A 15,282-nucleotide genomic window follows, 5' to 3' on the forward strand; every position below is an offset into this window, starting at 1 on the left:
CTTGAAAATCGGTAAAATTGTAAAAGTTTCAGGTCCATTAGTTGTTGCAAAAGATATGGACGAAGCTAATATATATGACGTAGTTAAGGTTGGAGATAAGGGTCTTATTGGCGAAATTATTGAAATGAGAGGAGATAGAGCCTCTATTCAAGTATATGAAGAAACATCAGGCCTCGGACCAGGAGATCCAGTAGTTACTACCGGTGAACCACTAAGTGTTGAACTTGGACCAGGACTTATAGAATCAATGTTTGATGGTATTCAAAGACCGCTTGATAAAATAAGAGCTATAGCTGGTAATTACTTAACAAAAGGTGTAAATGTTTCGCCACTAGATAGAGAAAGAAAATGGGACTTTGTTCCTACGGCGTCCGTTGGAGATATTGTTTCATATGGCGTAGCTATAGGAACAGTTGCGGAAACTACTGTTATAACTCAAACAATAATGGTGCCTAAAGGAATAGAGGGTACTATAACGTCTATAACTGCAGGAGAATATACTGTAGAAGATGTAGTAGCAGAGGTGCAAACAGATGGCGGAATTAAGCAAATTACGTTAATGCAAAAGTGGCCAGTAAGACGTGGAAGACCTTATGCTGATAAATTAAATCCAATAGAACCACTAGTTACAGGTCAAAGAGTAATAGATACTTTCTTTCCAGTAACTAAAGGTGGTACGGCATGTGTTCCGGGTCCTTTTGGTAGTGGAAAAACTGTAGTTCAACATCAATTTGCAAAATGGGCAGATGCAGAAATAGTTGTTTACATAGGTTGCGGTGAACGTGGCAATGAAATGACAGATGTTTTGAATGAGTTTCCAGAACTTAAAGATCCCAAAACAGGTGAATCACTAATGAAAAGAACGGTGCTCATTGCAAATACTTCTAATATGCCAGTTGCAGCTAGGGAAGCTTCTGTATATACAGGTATAACTATTGCAGAGTATTTTAGGGACATGGGATTTGCTGTAGCATTAATGGCAGATTCTACGTCAAGATGGGCAGAGGCTCTACGCGAAATGTCAGGAAGACTTGAGGAAATGCCAGGTGATGAGGGGTATCCAGCATATCTAGGCTCACGTGTAGCAGATTTTTATGAAAGATCTGGAAAGGTAGTTTGCATTGGAGACGACAAAAGAATAGGCGCAATTACAGTTATTGGCGCAGTATCACCTCCTGGTGGAGATTTATCAGAGCCAGTTACTCAAGCAACGCTTAGAATAGTCAAAGTGTTTTGGGGACTAGACGCGCAACTTGCTTATAGAAGACATTTTCCATCAATAAATTGGTTGGATTCTTATTCACTATATTTGGATCAGCTAGCTAATTGGATGGATGAGAACGTTGCTGCCGATTGGACTGAGCTTAGGGTTAAAGCTATGACCATTTTGCAAGAAGAAGCAAAACTTGATGAAATAGTAAGACTTGTAGGTGTAGATGCTCTTTCTGAAAAGGACAGGTTAAAACTAGAAGTTGCAAAATCAATTAGAGAAGATTATTTACAACAGAATGCATTCCATGAGGTTGATACTTTTACGTCACTTAACAAACAATATAAAATGTTGAAATTAGTTTTAGATTTCCATGTTGAGGGTGAAAAAGCATTGAGTTCAGGGATTTATTTGAAAAAGATATTAGAGATTCCTGCGCGTGATAAAATAGCAAGAGCAAAATATATTGCAGAAACTGATATGTCAAAAATTGATGATATATTTACGGCCCTATCTAATGATATTGAAGAATTAATAACGGAAGGAGGAGCTGTAAATGATTAAAGAATACAAAACTATAACAGAAGTTGTAGGGCCACTTATGGTTGTAGAAAAAGTTCAAGGCGTTCGGTACGATGAACTAGTGGAAATAGAACTACAGAACGGTGAAATTCGTAGCGGAAAAGTACTTGAAATAAATGAAGATAAAGCAATGGTTCAGTTATTTGAAAGTTCTGCTGGAATTAACTTAAAAGGTAGTAAGGCTAAATTTTTAGGAAGACCACTAGAACTTGGAGTTTCAGAAGATATGCTTGGAAGGGTCTTTGATGGACTTGGTAGGCCTAAAGACGGTGGACCTAAAATTATTCCTGACAAGAGACTCGATATAAATGGAGAGGCATTGAACCCTGTGGCAAGAGACTATCCGTCAGAGTTTATTCAAACAGGTATTTCAGCTATTGATGGACTTAATACTTTAGTTCGTGGACAAAAATTACCAGTGTTTTCTGGTTCGGGTCTCCCACATGCGCAACTTGCGGCTCAAATAGCAAGGCAAGCAAAGGTATTAAATTCAGATACGAAATTTGTTGTTGTATTTGCAGCTATAGGAATAACTTTTCAAGAAGCACAGTTTTTCGTAGATGATTTTACAAAAACTGGTGCAATAGACAGAACTGTATTATTTATGAATCTTGCAAATGACCCAGCTATTGAGAGAATAGCTACGCCTAGAATGGCACTAACTACAGCTGAATATCTTGCTTACGAAAAAGGATTTCACGTACTTGTAATTATGACTGATCTTACAAATTACTGTGAGGCTCTGCGTGAAGTTTCAGCTGCAAGAAAAGAAGTTCCAGGTAGACGTGGATATCCAGGATATCTTTATACTGATCTTTCGACGCTATATGAAAGAGCAGGTAGGATTAAAGGACTTGAAGGTTCAATAACTCAAATTCCTATACTTACAATGCCGGAAGATGATATAACTCATCCAATTCCTGACTTAACGGGATATATAACTGAAGGTCAGATTATTTTAAGCCGAGAACTTTATAAAAAAGGCATTATGCCACCAGTAGATGTTCTACCGTCGTTATCAAGACTTAAAGATAAAGGTATAGGCAAAGGCAAAACGCGCGAAGATCATGCTGATACGATGAATCAACTATTTGCTGCATATGCTCAAGGTAAGCAAGCAAAAGAGCTTGCAGTTATATTAGGAGAGTCGGCATTATCTGATGCAGACAAAAAATATGCAATATTTGCAGATGCTTTTGAAAAACGATATGTTTCCCAAGGATTTGAAACTAATAGGACTATTGATGAAACAATAAATTTAGGATGGGAGCTTCTATCTATTCTCCCAAGAAATGAACTTAAGAGAATTAGAGATGAATATGTAGAAAAATACTTACCAAAAAAAGAGGGTGAGTAAACGTGGCGAGGCTCAATGTTAATCCAACTAGAATGGAGCTTACTAAACTAAAAAAAAGATTAGGTACAGCTACTCGTGGTCATAAATTATTAAAGGATAAGCAAGATGAGCTTATGAGAAGATTCATTGATCTTATAAAACATAACAATAAACTACGAGCGAAAGTTGAAGAAGAATTACAGAACTCTTTTAAGGATTTTGTTATGGCAAGTGCATTAATGTCATCAGAATTTCTAGAGGAAGCAATAGCGCAACCAAAAGAAAAAATTTCTGTAGAAGTTGAGACAAAAAATCTTATGAGTGTTAATGTTCCGATAATGAAGTTTAAAAGAGAATTAGAAGATGATCCTGGCAGTATATATCCATATGGATTTGCCAGCACTTCGGCAGATCTTGATGGAGCTATAGAAAAGTTATATTTAGCCTTGCCGGAGCTTTTAGAACTTGCAGAAGTAGAAAAATCTTGTCAGCTCATGGCAGATGAGATTGAAAAAACTAGAAGAACGGTTAATGCACTTGAATACATGACTATACCTCAACTCAATGAAACTATAAAGTATATAAGAATGAAGCTTGAGGAAAATGAGCGTGGAGCTTTAACTAGACTTATGAAGGTTAAAAGTATGATGGAGAAAGCTCAAGAGCTAGCAGATGCAAAAAGAATTAGCACATAAATAAGGTGGAATTAAGGTGTCTTTAGTGATGCCTTAATTTTTTTTGCAGAGATTTTAGTTGATGTATACATATATTTAGAATAGAATATATGTATACATTTAAAAGTTATTGCTGTGAAACGCAATTAGTATAAAGAAAAGGAGAATGCATATGGCAGTTAGGGAAATTTTACAATATGGAGACGAGCGTCTTAATATGATTTGTGAGAAGGTAGGAAAAATAGATAGGAAGATATTAAACACAATTGACGATATGATGGATACGCTTTATGAGGGTAATGGAATAGGACTTGCGGCTCCTCAAATAGGAATTTTAAAAAGGGTTATCTTAATTGATTTAGGAGAAGAAGAAGAAAATCCAATAATAATTATAAATCCTAAAATAACAGCTCAGTCAGGAAATGAAAAGGATTATGAGGGCTGTTTAAGCTACTTAGGATATGAAGGTGAAGTATTTAGACCTACAAACGTTACAGTTGTAGGAATTAATATTAAGGGGAAACCAGTAACTTATGAAGCTTCAGGATTACTGGCAAGGGCCTTATGTCATGAAATTGACCATCTAGATGGAGTATTATATATGTCTAGAGCTGAGGAAATGTACGAAGTAACAACAGAATAATTTTGTACAAGAGCATGCCTGAGATTATTAAAATCATAAGGCATGCTCTTTTTTACAATTTAAGGTGTTTATTAATGTAATCTTTAAGTCTATCATCCCAAGGAGCAATTTCAATGCCAAGAGAATGTTTTATATGCGAATTATTTACACAGGTATATTTAGGTTCTTTAATGAGATTGGATAAAAGCTTATCTGAATTCACAACTAACGGAACATCGAGATTACTAAATTCTATAATACTATTTATTAGCATTGACTTTGATAAACAACCTTCATTGGTATAGTTATATATCCCATATTTATCAGTTTCTAATAGTCTCTGAAGGACTATAGTTAAATCTTCAATATAAGTTACGGAAAGGGTGGGGTCCGAAAATAGATAAATTGCTGTATGTTTGCCATTTATGAGCTTTCTCACAAAACAATCATTGCCACCAAATATATTTGAGGTGCGGACAATAAAATATTTTTCACAAATGGTTTGTAGTAATTCTTCTCCACCTAATTTACTTTTGCTATAGGCGTTTATTGGGGTACATTCATCAACTTCACTGTAGGGTGTTGTATTAGTATCTCCGTATACATCTGTGCTAGATAGGTATACTAGGGGGATACTAAGCGAATTACAACAATTAGCAATGTTTAAAGTTCCTACAGTGTTTACATCATAGGCTAAAGATTCATGGTATTCACAAATATATTTATTTGTCATGCCCGCAGTATGAATTACAGCGTCAGGCTTTAATTCATACAGAGTTTTCTCGGTAGTTATTTTATCAGTTATGTTAAGTTCAGTTTTATCTAATCCATATATAGTATGTGATTTAGACAAGATATTACAAAGATAAGTTCCAATATTACCTTTTGCGCCAGTTATTAAAATATTCATAGAGCCCTCCTTAAAGTTCGTGCTATTAAAGTATATGGCTCAGTATCCTTATTATTAAAAAATATTTTATTTTTCAGGGTGAATAATAGAATATTTTAATATTTAAGTGACAAACTATAAAGTATATGCATTTTCATGTATATAAAAGATAGGTTAACTAATAATCATTATTAGTTGAATGGATTTGATAAATGTGGTAAAATATATTATATGTAAGATGATTAAAATCATATAGGTTTATAGGATGTCTAACAATTAATAATTGTTAGACACTAAGAGAACTAAAGGAGGACTTTGAGAATGGAAACAACAAAGTTAAAAGACAATATTTATTGGGTTGGGGTAAACGATCCTAAGCTCGAGGTATTTGATATTATAATGGAAACAAAGAAAGGAACTACATATAATTCATATTTAATAGATGATGAAAAAGTTGCTATAATAGATTGTGTTAAAAATGGTTTCTTTGAAGGGTTTTTAGATAAAATAAAAGGTGTTATTGGAGAAAGAAAAGTTGATTACATAATTGTTCAACATACAGAACTCGACCATAGTGGTTCTTTAGGTAAGCTCTTAGAAGTTTATCCAGAGGCTGTTGTTCTAGCTTCAAAACCTGCTATAACGTATCTAAAAGAAATTACTAACAAGGAATTTAATAGCAGGCCAGCAGTAGGAGAGATTTGCTTAGGTAAAAACACATTACAATTTATTTCAGCACCAAATTTACATTGGCCTGATACAATGTTTACATATGCTAAGGAAGAAAAAGTATTGTTTACTTGTGACGTAATGGGTTGTCATTATTCACCAGTTAATTGTATAACGGATGCTTGCTCAGGTGATTATTTCGACGAAATGAAATATTATTTTGACGTTATAATGGGACCATTTAAAAAATTTGTTAATATGGGATTAGATAAAATCAAAGATTTAGAATTAGATATGGTAGCGCCAAGCCATGGTCCTATACATGTAGAGGATATTAAAATGTATGTAGACCTTTATAGAAAGTGGGCTAAAACTTACGAGATAAAAGAAAAAAACATTCAAATATTATACATATCCGCTTATCATAATACTGAGGCTATGGCAAAATATATAGCTAATAAAATTAATGAAAAGGGAATAAAGGCTGAAGTTCATGAAATAACATCTATGAATTTAAGTGAGATTGTATCATTAATTGAAGAAGCCTCAGGTATTATGATTGGTTCTCCAACTATCAATCAAGATGCTGTAAAGCCTGCTTGGGATGTTCTGTCTCTTGTGTGTCCAATAACAAATAGAGGTAAAGTCGCAGCAGCTTTCGGATCATATGGATGGAGTGGTGAAGGAGTTCCGATGCTTACACAAAGACTAAAATCTTTAAAATTTAAAGTAGTCGAGGAAGGACTTAAATTTAAATTCGTCCCAGACAGCAAGGAATTTGAGCAAGCTGATAAATTTGTGGAGGAGTATTTACAACTCTTGAATTAATAAGTTACTAGGGATACTTAGGCTACAACGTTTATTATAGTAAATAAAAGAAAATCTCACTTGGTTAGTGAAATTTTTCTTTTTTTTTATAAAGAATTAAAAATATTTCAAATGCAAAGAATATAATGACCAGGATACTAAATATTATTGTAAAAAAAAGTTTCGCAATAATATCCAGACAAGAATTAAATCGCAGTAAATAATTCACAAATGATTTATGGAGGGGTATATTTGAATAAGCAAAATATAATAAATTTTCTAAATAAGAATGGCCTAAGTGACATAGTTGAAATTCAATATAAAAAGGACACTATAGCACTGAAATTTAAATATTATTATGATGAAGTAGAAATTGAAGCTGCTACATCTTATGCAAATGAAGAAGGAGATTTTAAACAAAATGAAGAAGATTGGTATGAAGAGTTTTTCTTGCCTTATTTAAGTGATATTTCAGCAGATAATGTGGAAGATATAATGGAAGAATGCGCTGAGGAAATGGAAATTGAATATGAATTCATTGGTTGTGATATATCAGAAGATGCATATGAATTTAATGAATTCGCGGTAGTTTTTTATGGTGCAGATGTAAATATTGAAATTGATGATATTTTAATTGAGTTGGATATCTAAAATCATGTGTGGATTTATCAAGCCACTTTTTCCGAAATGGCTTGAAATTTCTGATATTTAATTATAACTTCATCTAATTGCTGACTGCATGATACAACTATTTTATCTGTAGGCTCTTTACAATTTAGTAAAAAATGTAATATTGTTCTTAATGATTCTAATTCTTCCTTTATAATTTTTAATTTAATATCCATACATCAACACCTCTTCGCTTTATTTTGTTTTTGTGGAATAAATATATAATAACATATTATGCAATCTATGTTAAATTTTTAGTTAGCCAATAAAATATAAAAAAATACAAAATATACTATAATTTGTTAAATAAAACATCTATATAATGGTAAAATATAACAAAAAAATCTATACAGATGTTGAAAAAACTTACATGGAATAATATGTAAATGACGAAAAAAGTCTTAATTTTCTTGTGTTATAATTATAAAATCAGAATATGTTTCATTTATACTATTTATGAATAAAATATTTTGGTATAATAGAAAAGTTAAAAATAGTCTAGGAGTGATATTATGAATATTGATGAATTAACTAACAGAATAAATTACCTTTATAATAAAAGCAAAGAAAGTCAACTTACAGAGGAAGAGAAATTAGAACAACAAGAGTTAAGGCAAAAGTACATTGACAATGTTAAAAGAAATTTTAGAGCACAATTAGATACAATTAAAAAAGTATAATATCTTTATTAAAAACAATAAATTTTAAAATCAGTAAAAATGGGGGAGTTTTAATGGATGTTACTATAGAGGAATTAATAGAGCATTTTAAGTTAGAGGTTTTAGTAGAAGGAGAAAAGGGTAACTTAATTAATGTTAGTGATATTAATAGACCGGGGCTTCAAATTGCAGGCTTTTACCAGTATTTCGATAATAATCGAGTTCAATTAATAGGTATGGCAGAATGGAGTTTTCTAGATTGTATGGAAGAAGACCTTAGGAAGAAACGATTGAATAAATACTTTAAATTAGATATACCTTGCGTTATAGTCACTAGGCAGATGCAACCTCATAAGGAACTTATGGAGGCAGCAAGGGGAAATGGACGATGGGTTTTACGAACAAAATTAATTTCTACAAGATTTATTAGTAAATTTACAAATTACGTAGATACTAAGTTAGCTCCAGAAACTAGACTTCACGGTGTTCTAGTAGATGTTTATGGTATAGGCATGTTATTAAGTGGAGAAAGTGGGATAGGTAAGAGTGAATGTGCGTTAGAACTTATAAAAAGGGGTCACAGGCTGATCGCAGACGATGCAGTTGACATTAAAGAAATTGATGGTGTATTACTTGGAAGTTGCCCATACATAACCTCAGGAATGCTGGAGGTCAGAGGTATGGGGATAATAGATATTCCAGCAATATATGGTATGAGTTCGGTTCTAAACACTAAGACTATTAGTTTGTTGATATCACTTACTCAGTGGAATGAGAGTGAAGAATATGATAGGCTTGGTATAGATAATGAATTTATGGATATTCTAAATGTGCCTGTAAGAAAAATAACATTGCCAATTAGGCCAGGTAGGAATATAGCAGTAATTATTGAAGCAGCTGCAGCTAATTATAGATACAGTTTAAATTCTAAGATAACTCCTGTTGAAACCATAAATATGAGAATAGAGGAAGTAACTGCAACTCTTAAGAAATAAAAAAATGGAATTAACATAGAGTATAATGTTTTTTTTGTAACTTTAAATGTTTGTAATTTTAGGAAATATTTAGTAGAATAGTAAGTGCAGGAAGCATTTATAATAGGGAGGGAATAAACATGTCTGAAATTAAAAGTTTAGAAAAAGAATATGAAGTAGCTTGGGATAAATACACAAAAAGTGATTTTAAAAAGGTATTTGCATTATCTGACAATTATATAGACTTCATGTCAAAATGCAAAACTGAAAGAGAATGCGTTACAGAGTTTGTTACACTAGCTAAAAAAAACGGTTACAAAAATATTGATACTTATATAAGTGAAGGCACTAAATTAAAAGCTGGTGATAAGGTTTACGCTAGCAGTATGGGAAAAACCTTAGCATTGTTTTTAATTGGGTCTGAGCCTATTGAAAAGGGTTTTAAAATTTTAGGTGCTCACGTGGACTCACCAAGACTCGATTTAAAACAAAATCCATTATATGAGGATTCAGATCTAGCATTAGCTAAAACACATTACTATGGTGGAATTAAGAAGTACCAATGGGTTACGTTACCTTTAGCTATTCATGGTGTTATTGTTAAAAAGGATGGTACAGTAATAAATGTAGTAATAGGAGAAGATGAAAAAGAACCAGTAGTTGGAATTTCAGATCTTCTAATTCACTTATCAGCAGATCAATTGAAAAAGACTTTAGACAAAGGTATCGAAGGTGAAGATTTAAACGTATTTATGGGAAGTATACCAGTAGAAGATAAGGATGCAAAAAATAGAGTTAAGTTAAATATATTAAAACTTTTAAATGATAAATATGATATAGATGAAGAAGATTTCGTATCATCAGAATTAGAAGTAGTACCTGCAGGACGCGCTAGAAACTATGGACTAGATAGCAGTATGATTATGGCTTATGGACAAGATGATAGAGTGTGTGCGTACACTTCTTATGAAGCATTAATGAACATTAAGGAAACAGACAAAACTTGTATTGTTTTACTTGTGGATAAAGAGGAAGTTGGAAGTATTGGTGCAACAGGAATGCAATCAAAATTCTTTGAAAACACAGTAGCTGAGGTTGTTAATTTAATGGGAGAATATAGTGATTTAAAAGTAAGAAGGGCATTAGCAAATTCAAAAATGTTATCATCAGACGTAAGTGCGGCATATGATCCAAACTTTCCTTCGGTTATGGAAAAGCGTAATTCTGCATATTTTGGAAAAGGTATAGTTTTAAACAAGTATACTGGGGCTCGCGGAAAAGGAGGATGCAACGATGCAAATCCAGAATTTATTGCGCAGCTTAGAACCATAATGGAAAAACATAATATTTCATGGCAAACATCAGAGCTTGGAAAAGTGGACCAAGGCGGCGGCGGTACAATAGCTTATATACTAGCCGGGTTTGGTATGCAGGTTATAGATTCAGGGGTTGCTCTTCATAATATGCATGCGCCATGGGAAATTGCAAGCAAAGCAGACATATATGAAGCTTTTAGAGCTTATGAAGCTTTCTTAATAGAAATATAGAAAAGAAAGTGTATATTATTACAACTGCTTTTCACTTCGCTGAGTAATTCTAAGCTAATATTATGAAAGACACTAAAAAGTACAAACTCACTATCGCTCAAACATGTACTTTTCTTAACGTATATTTCATAACATTAGCAAAAAATTGCTAATGCTTGTTCAAATGCAGCTTACGTAATATATGCTTTTTTTCTTTAGTTTACGATTTTGTTCCACAGTTGCGCAAGAGCTCTTCTTTAGACGATAGATATTTGTTTTGCGAATATTAAATTCAAAGCATATCTACCACATCTGCAGCCTACCGGCTAAAAGACTTTTTGGTAGGTAATATTGAGATTTATTATTACTTTACCTGCCATCCTTCTTATATACATATTAGCATAACTGCATAATAGGGTATCAAAATAAATAACAAATTTTTTATGTGTAAAAAAAAGTATATATTACTATTAATGCATTGCATTAATAGTAATATATACTTTTTTTCTTTTATGATTCTAAGGCATTTACAAAGGTAGCTAGTTCATTATGGCTTAAGGAAACTGAACCAACGACGCCATGACTGGTATCTGAGGTTGTAATTCCATGAAAATCTGAACCTGCAGTAATTAACTTGCCATATTCTTTAGCTTTTGACTTTAATAGTGATTTTTGCTTTTTTGTATTTATTGGGTAAACTGCTTCAATACCATCAAAATCTAAGCTTAGCATTTCATCTATGGTTGATTTTTTAATTAGAACAGGGTGTGCAAGTACAACTAATGCATTAACTTTTTTTAATATGGTTATGCCATCGGCTGTTGAAATTCTCTTAATGTGTACATATGCAGGGCTACTGTTTGAAAGGAAATTATCAAATATATATTTCCAATCATATTTATAACCAGCATCAATTATTGCTTTAGCTATATGGGGCCTAGCTATTACTCCTTTAGCTTCATCTAAAACTTTTTGATAGTCTAGTTTTATTTTAAAAAACGTATCTAAATTTTCCACTATTTTTTTAGCTCTTAATATTCTGAAATCATCTATGTCTTTTAAGAAATTTTGAAAAGCAACATCTTTATATTTATCATCTTTAAAATAACCCAATATGTGAATGCTTTCGTTATTATAAATAGTAGATAGTTCTATTCCAGGTATTACCCTTATATTTTCAATTAGACCTTCTCTGATTCCTTCCTCAACATTTAAAGTTGTGTCATGATCTGTTATTGCAATAATATCCAAACCATTTAAAGACGCTTCATGAATTAGTTCTTTAGGACTTAGTTTTCCATCAGACGCATTTGTATGAAGATGGAAATCACCTCGATTGTACATATAATCACCTCAAATTTAAAGTTTAGCATTAAGGGATATAAAAATAAATAACAAGACAATATACGAGTCTATTGTAGCCTATTTATTTTTATGTGCCTAATACCATTTTAACCAATATTGGTGAATATTAAAAGGGAATTATAATAAATAATAATTATTATTGAATATTTATTAAATGTTAGGCTCTTTTTATTTGCAATTGTATAGGTGGTAGCCTGCGAGATAGTTACTCGTATAACTAATCTTTATAATTTACTTATTTTTAAGACATATATTTCATACATTTCATATTTTATAATTGTAAATGTGACTTGATTACAATTATAAAAATTTGGAGGGTACTTATATGATTCAATTAAAAGCTGTGAATAAAAAATATAAACGCGAAAATATGGAGCAGGAGGTTCTGAAAAACATAGACATGGCAATCGAGGAAGGGGATTTTATTACTATAATGGGTCCTTCAGGAGGTGGAAAGTCTACACTTCTATATATTTTGTCAATGCTTGAAGCTTCAAGTACTGGTGAAGTCTTTTTTGACAATAAGATTATCAGTGGTAAGAAAGAAAAAGAAATAGAGGTATTAAGACGTAAAAATATCGGACTTATTTTTCAAAATTCTAATTTAATAACGGGTTTGACACCTTTAGAAAATTTATTGTTAGCTATGGATAGCAAAGAAGGTAAAAAAGAGAAAATAGAAAAATGTGAAGCTTTATTAAAAAAGGTAGGCTTGTTAGATAAGAAAAATGCTAAAGCAACCTCACTTTCTGGTGGAGAAGCCCAAAGAGTAGCTGTAGTGAGAGCACTTGTTAACAGTCCTAGATTCATACTATGTGATGAACCTACAGGTGCTCTAGATTCTGAAAATGGTAAAAGGGTTATTGAACTTTTAATGAGGGTTAAAGCGGAAAGTGGTTGCTGCCTTGCTATAGTAACGCATGATGAAAGAATAGGCTCTTTGGGAGATAGAAAATTTTTCCTTGAGGATGGTGTTTTGAATGAACTGGCTTAAGATTTTTAAAATATACAATTTGCAAAATTTGAGAAAGGAAAAGCTGATTTTATTATTCACCATGATCTCTATATTGCTTACTACAACGTTATCCATTACTGCTCCTATTATTTCCGCAAATATAAATGAATACAATAAGAAAAGTATAAAGGAGGCTAACGGTGGGGATTTATTTATAAAGTCATTTTATGAATCTAAAGATTTTAATGAAGAAATAAGTATATTAAAAAAAGAGAGTTATAAGGTTACTTATAAAAAAACTACTCCTGCCTTTTTTCAAAACAGTAAAAGCAGTAAATTTTACGCTAATTTGATATTAGGTGAGCAGAACATTAAAAAGGATGAAATAATTTTGGATTCATCTATGGCAAAGAATCTTGCTGTTAAAATCGGAGATGAAATTAATATAAAAACTGATGGGGGAACAAAAGCCTATACGGTTAAAGAAATAGAAACAATTCCTAAAGGGGTAACTAATGATGAAACAATAATTGGTTACGGAAAAATAAGTGAAAGTGTCAGTGGAAGTGAGGGTAATTTAATTTATATCGGTGGAAATACTGATGGAGAAGAGTTGAAACAGCGTATAAAGTCTAAGGAAGATGGATATATGTATAGTTCAATAAAGGATAAAGAGCGAACGCTTAAAAGTGAGACAGATGTACAATTTGCTTCTTTTGGAATATTGACCACTATGGGGTATATACTATCTTCAATAGTAATAATAACGACCTCAATAATGCTCATAATAAGACGAAAAAGAGATATATCTATTATGAAGCTTTTATCCCTTAAAAATAAGGATATAAAAAATGCTCTAAGAATGGAATTATCTATTATAGTTTTATTGCCCGTAATCTTATCTGTTTTAACCACTATTTTAATATCCAATTTCATATTAAAAATGAATTATATTCCTCAAAGTATAAGTTTTATAGAAGAATTGCGGATATTTTCAAAAGGAATTATTATAAATACACTATTCTTCGAGATGTTTTCAAATATACCTTTATTAATAATAGATGATTTTAAAGGTTTATGGCTTCTAAGAGAAAATGAAGAAAAGAATGGGATAGTAAAAAAGCGTATATTTATCTACCTCATATTATTAATACCTGTAATGCTATTCGTATACTCGGTTTATATAGGAAGTTCTGTAAATTTTGCAACCTCATTAGGTATAATATGTATCATTTTAATATTTTTGATTGCAAGCGCAGTATTGATGAAGATTTTTTCTTCCATTCATTACAGAAGTCAATTATTAATGTATTCCTTTAAAAATATGAAGAAAAACTTTTTAACATTTATTTTGCTTACTGTAAGTTTTTCTATTACTCTAGTATTTATTATGATCACATTAAATCTAAACAACAATGTTAAAAATAGCATGAATAAATCTTTAGCTACAGCGCTGCCATATAACTATATTTTGCCTTCTAAAGAAAACCTAAATCTGGAAAATGTTCTTACAAAAGAAAATGGGGTTGAAGGGTATATTAAAAATTATAATTCAACAGGTAAAGTCCTAAACAATAATATTAAACTAAAATTAATTGCCTTTATAGAAATAAAAAAGGAAGATTACAAGCTGGAGTTTAAAATGGTGGAAGGTAAAAAACTTTTTGACGGAGAAGACGGGTGCTTGATTACTTCTGAGTACCAAAAGAAAAATAAGTTGAAGGTTGGAGATATACTTCACATATCTTATAAAGATAAAACAGTAAATATAAAAATAAAGGGCGTTTATGATAATTCGATTATAGATAGTATGTGCATTCTACTGCCTTATCGTGGATATAGCAATGATTCTAAATTTTACATTAAGGCTGACGGCACTAAATGGATGGATAAACTAGGGGACAGTCCTGTTATATCAATTGATATTCTAGGTAGCGCTATGTCAACATATATAGGGAAATTTCTTAATATATTTAAAGCACTTTCTTTTATGGTAGTGTTTGCATCATTAATTTTTAATATTAATCTTTTGAACATTACGTTTCTAGAAGAAAGAAAAGAAGAAACGGTAATAAGAGCTTTAGGCCTAGGAAAAGGGTTTATATCAAAAGTTTACATCTTTAAAGGAAGCATACTTATCATAGTGTCATGTGTTCTGTCTTATGGCTTCTATGTTTCGGTTTCAAAGTTGTTTTTTAAGCTACTAGGAATTAATGCAGTATATTCTTTATGGGACTTGATTGTATTATTACTTTGTAGCCTAACTCTCACTGTGGCTACCTTCATCTATCCGTTTATCACTATGATAAAATATAATTCTTATGAGTTTTTAAGAGAGAACTAAA

At 31.7% G+C, this 15,282-nt stretch carries 14 protein-coding genes; 11 read left to right on the top strand and 3 right to left on the bottom strand.

Features of this window, described 5'->3' with window-relative positions:
* Position 1 precedes the first annotated feature (1 nt).
* The 4 genes from KTC94_RS16745 to def all read left to right on the top strand — a co-directional run bounded on the left by KTC94_RS16745 (position 2) and on the right by def (position 4,445).
* Positions 2-1,774, top strand: a complete 1,773-nt coding sequence (locus tag KTC94_RS16745) for a V-type ATP synthase subunit A (protein ID WP_165411876.1) — start codon at positions 2-4, stop codon at positions 1,772-1,774.
* The gene (locus KTC94_RS16750; protein ID WP_165411875.1) at positions 1,767-3,149 is read left to right on the top strand and encodes a V-type ATP synthase subunit B; all 1,383 of its coding nucleotides are present in this window, start codon (positions 1,767-1,769) and stop codon (positions 3,147-3,149) included. Before KTC94_RS16745 ends, KTC94_RS16750 begins: the two co-directional genes overlap by 8 nt.
* Before the next feature lie 2 nt (positions 3,150-3,151).
* Positions 3,152-3,823, top strand: coding sequence for a V-type ATP synthase subunit D (locus tag KTC94_RS16755; protein WP_165411874.1), 672 nt, complete (start codon positions 3,152-3,154; stop codon positions 3,821-3,823).
* 151 nt (positions 3,824-3,974) lie between these two features.
* Entirely contained in the window at positions 3,975-4,445 is a 471-nt protein-coding gene (gene def / locus KTC94_RS16760; RefSeq protein ID WP_220285992.1) for a peptide deformylase, read from the top strand.
* A 52-nt stretch (positions 4,446-4,497) separates the two neighbouring features.
* On the opposite strand, the gene KTC94_RS16765 is transcribed toward def, so the two are convergent.
* Positions 4,498-5,334: an NAD(P)-dependent oxidoreductase gene (locus tag KTC94_RS16765; RefSeq protein WP_220320157.1), complete on the bottom strand. Its 837-nt coding sequence runs from the start codon at positions 5,332-5,334 to the stop codon at positions 4,498-4,500.
* A gap of 300 nt (positions 5,335-5,634) precedes the next feature.
* Between KTC94_RS16765 and KTC94_RS16770 the strand changes: the two genes are divergently transcribed.
* Both KTC94_RS16770 and KTC94_RS16775 read left to right on the top strand, forming a co-directional pair.
* On the top strand, positions 5,635-6,810 hold the full coding sequence (locus tag KTC94_RS16770; RefSeq protein WP_216301732.1) for an FprA family A-type flavoprotein: 1,176 nt from the start codon (positions 5,635-5,637) through the stop codon (positions 6,808-6,810).
* Positions 6,811-7,041: 231 nt separating this feature from the next.
* Positions 7,042-7,440, top strand: a complete 399-nt coding sequence (locus tag KTC94_RS16775) for a hypothetical protein (RefSeq protein WP_216301733.1) — start codon at positions 7,042-7,044, stop codon at positions 7,438-7,440.
* Positions 7,441-7,457: 17 nt separating this feature from the next.
* Here KTC94_RS16775 and KTC94_RS16780 read toward each other — a convergent pair whose 3' ends face one another.
* Positions 7,458-7,634: an aspartyl-phosphate phosphatase Spo0E family protein gene (locus KTC94_RS16780; RefSeq protein WP_216301734.1), complete on the bottom strand. Its 177-nt coding sequence runs from the start codon at positions 7,632-7,634 to the stop codon at positions 7,458-7,460.
* Positions 7,635-7,970: 336 nt separating this feature from the next.
* Between KTC94_RS16780 and KTC94_RS16785 the strand changes: the two genes are divergently transcribed.
* The 3 genes from KTC94_RS16785 to KTC94_RS16795 all read left to right on the top strand — a co-directional run bounded on the left by KTC94_RS16785 (position 7,971) and on the right by KTC94_RS16795 (position 10,638).
* Positions 7,971-8,138 (top strand): DUF896 domain-containing protein, encoded by a 168-nt coding sequence (locus KTC94_RS16785; RefSeq protein ID WP_216301735.1) that lies wholly within the window; start codon positions 7,971-7,973, stop codon positions 8,136-8,138.
* 53 nt (positions 8,139-8,191) lie between these two features.
* A complete protein-coding gene (gene hprK / locus KTC94_RS16790; RefSeq protein WP_165411867.1) occupies positions 8,192-9,112 on the top strand; it encodes an HPr(Ser) kinase/phosphatase in 921 nt (306 codons plus the stop codon).
* Positions 9,113-9,231: 119 nt separating this feature from the next.
* A complete protein-coding gene (locus KTC94_RS16795) occupies positions 9,232-10,638 on the top strand; it encodes an aminopeptidase (protein WP_216301736.1) in 1,407 nt (468 codons plus the stop codon).
* 489 nt (positions 10,639-11,127) lie between these two features.
* Here the strand turns inward: KTC94_RS16795 and KTC94_RS16800 are convergent, their stop codons facing one another.
* Positions 11,128-11,961, bottom strand: coding sequence for a PHP domain-containing protein (locus KTC94_RS16800; RefSeq protein WP_216301737.1), 834 nt, complete (start codon positions 11,959-11,961; stop codon positions 11,128-11,130).
* 346 nt (positions 11,962-12,307) lie between these two features.
* Here KTC94_RS16800 and KTC94_RS16805 point away from each other — a divergent pair, with 346 nt between their 5' ends.
* Entirely contained in the window at positions 12,308-12,976 is a 669-nt protein-coding gene (locus KTC94_RS16805) for an ABC transporter ATP-binding protein (protein ID WP_220285991.1), read from the top strand.
* Positions 12,963-15,281: an ABC transporter permease gene (locus KTC94_RS16810; protein WP_220285990.1), complete on the top strand. Its 2,319-nt coding sequence runs from the start codon at positions 12,963-12,965 to the stop codon at positions 15,279-15,281. Before KTC94_RS16805 ends, KTC94_RS16810 begins: the two co-directional genes overlap by 14 nt.
* Position 15,282: the final 1 nt, after the last annotated feature.

The organism is Clostridium sp. CM028 (assembly GCF_030585565.1).
Taxonomy (GTDB): Bacteria; Bacillota; Clostridia; order Clostridiales; family Clostridiaceae; genus Clostridium_AD; species Clostridium_AD estertheticum_B.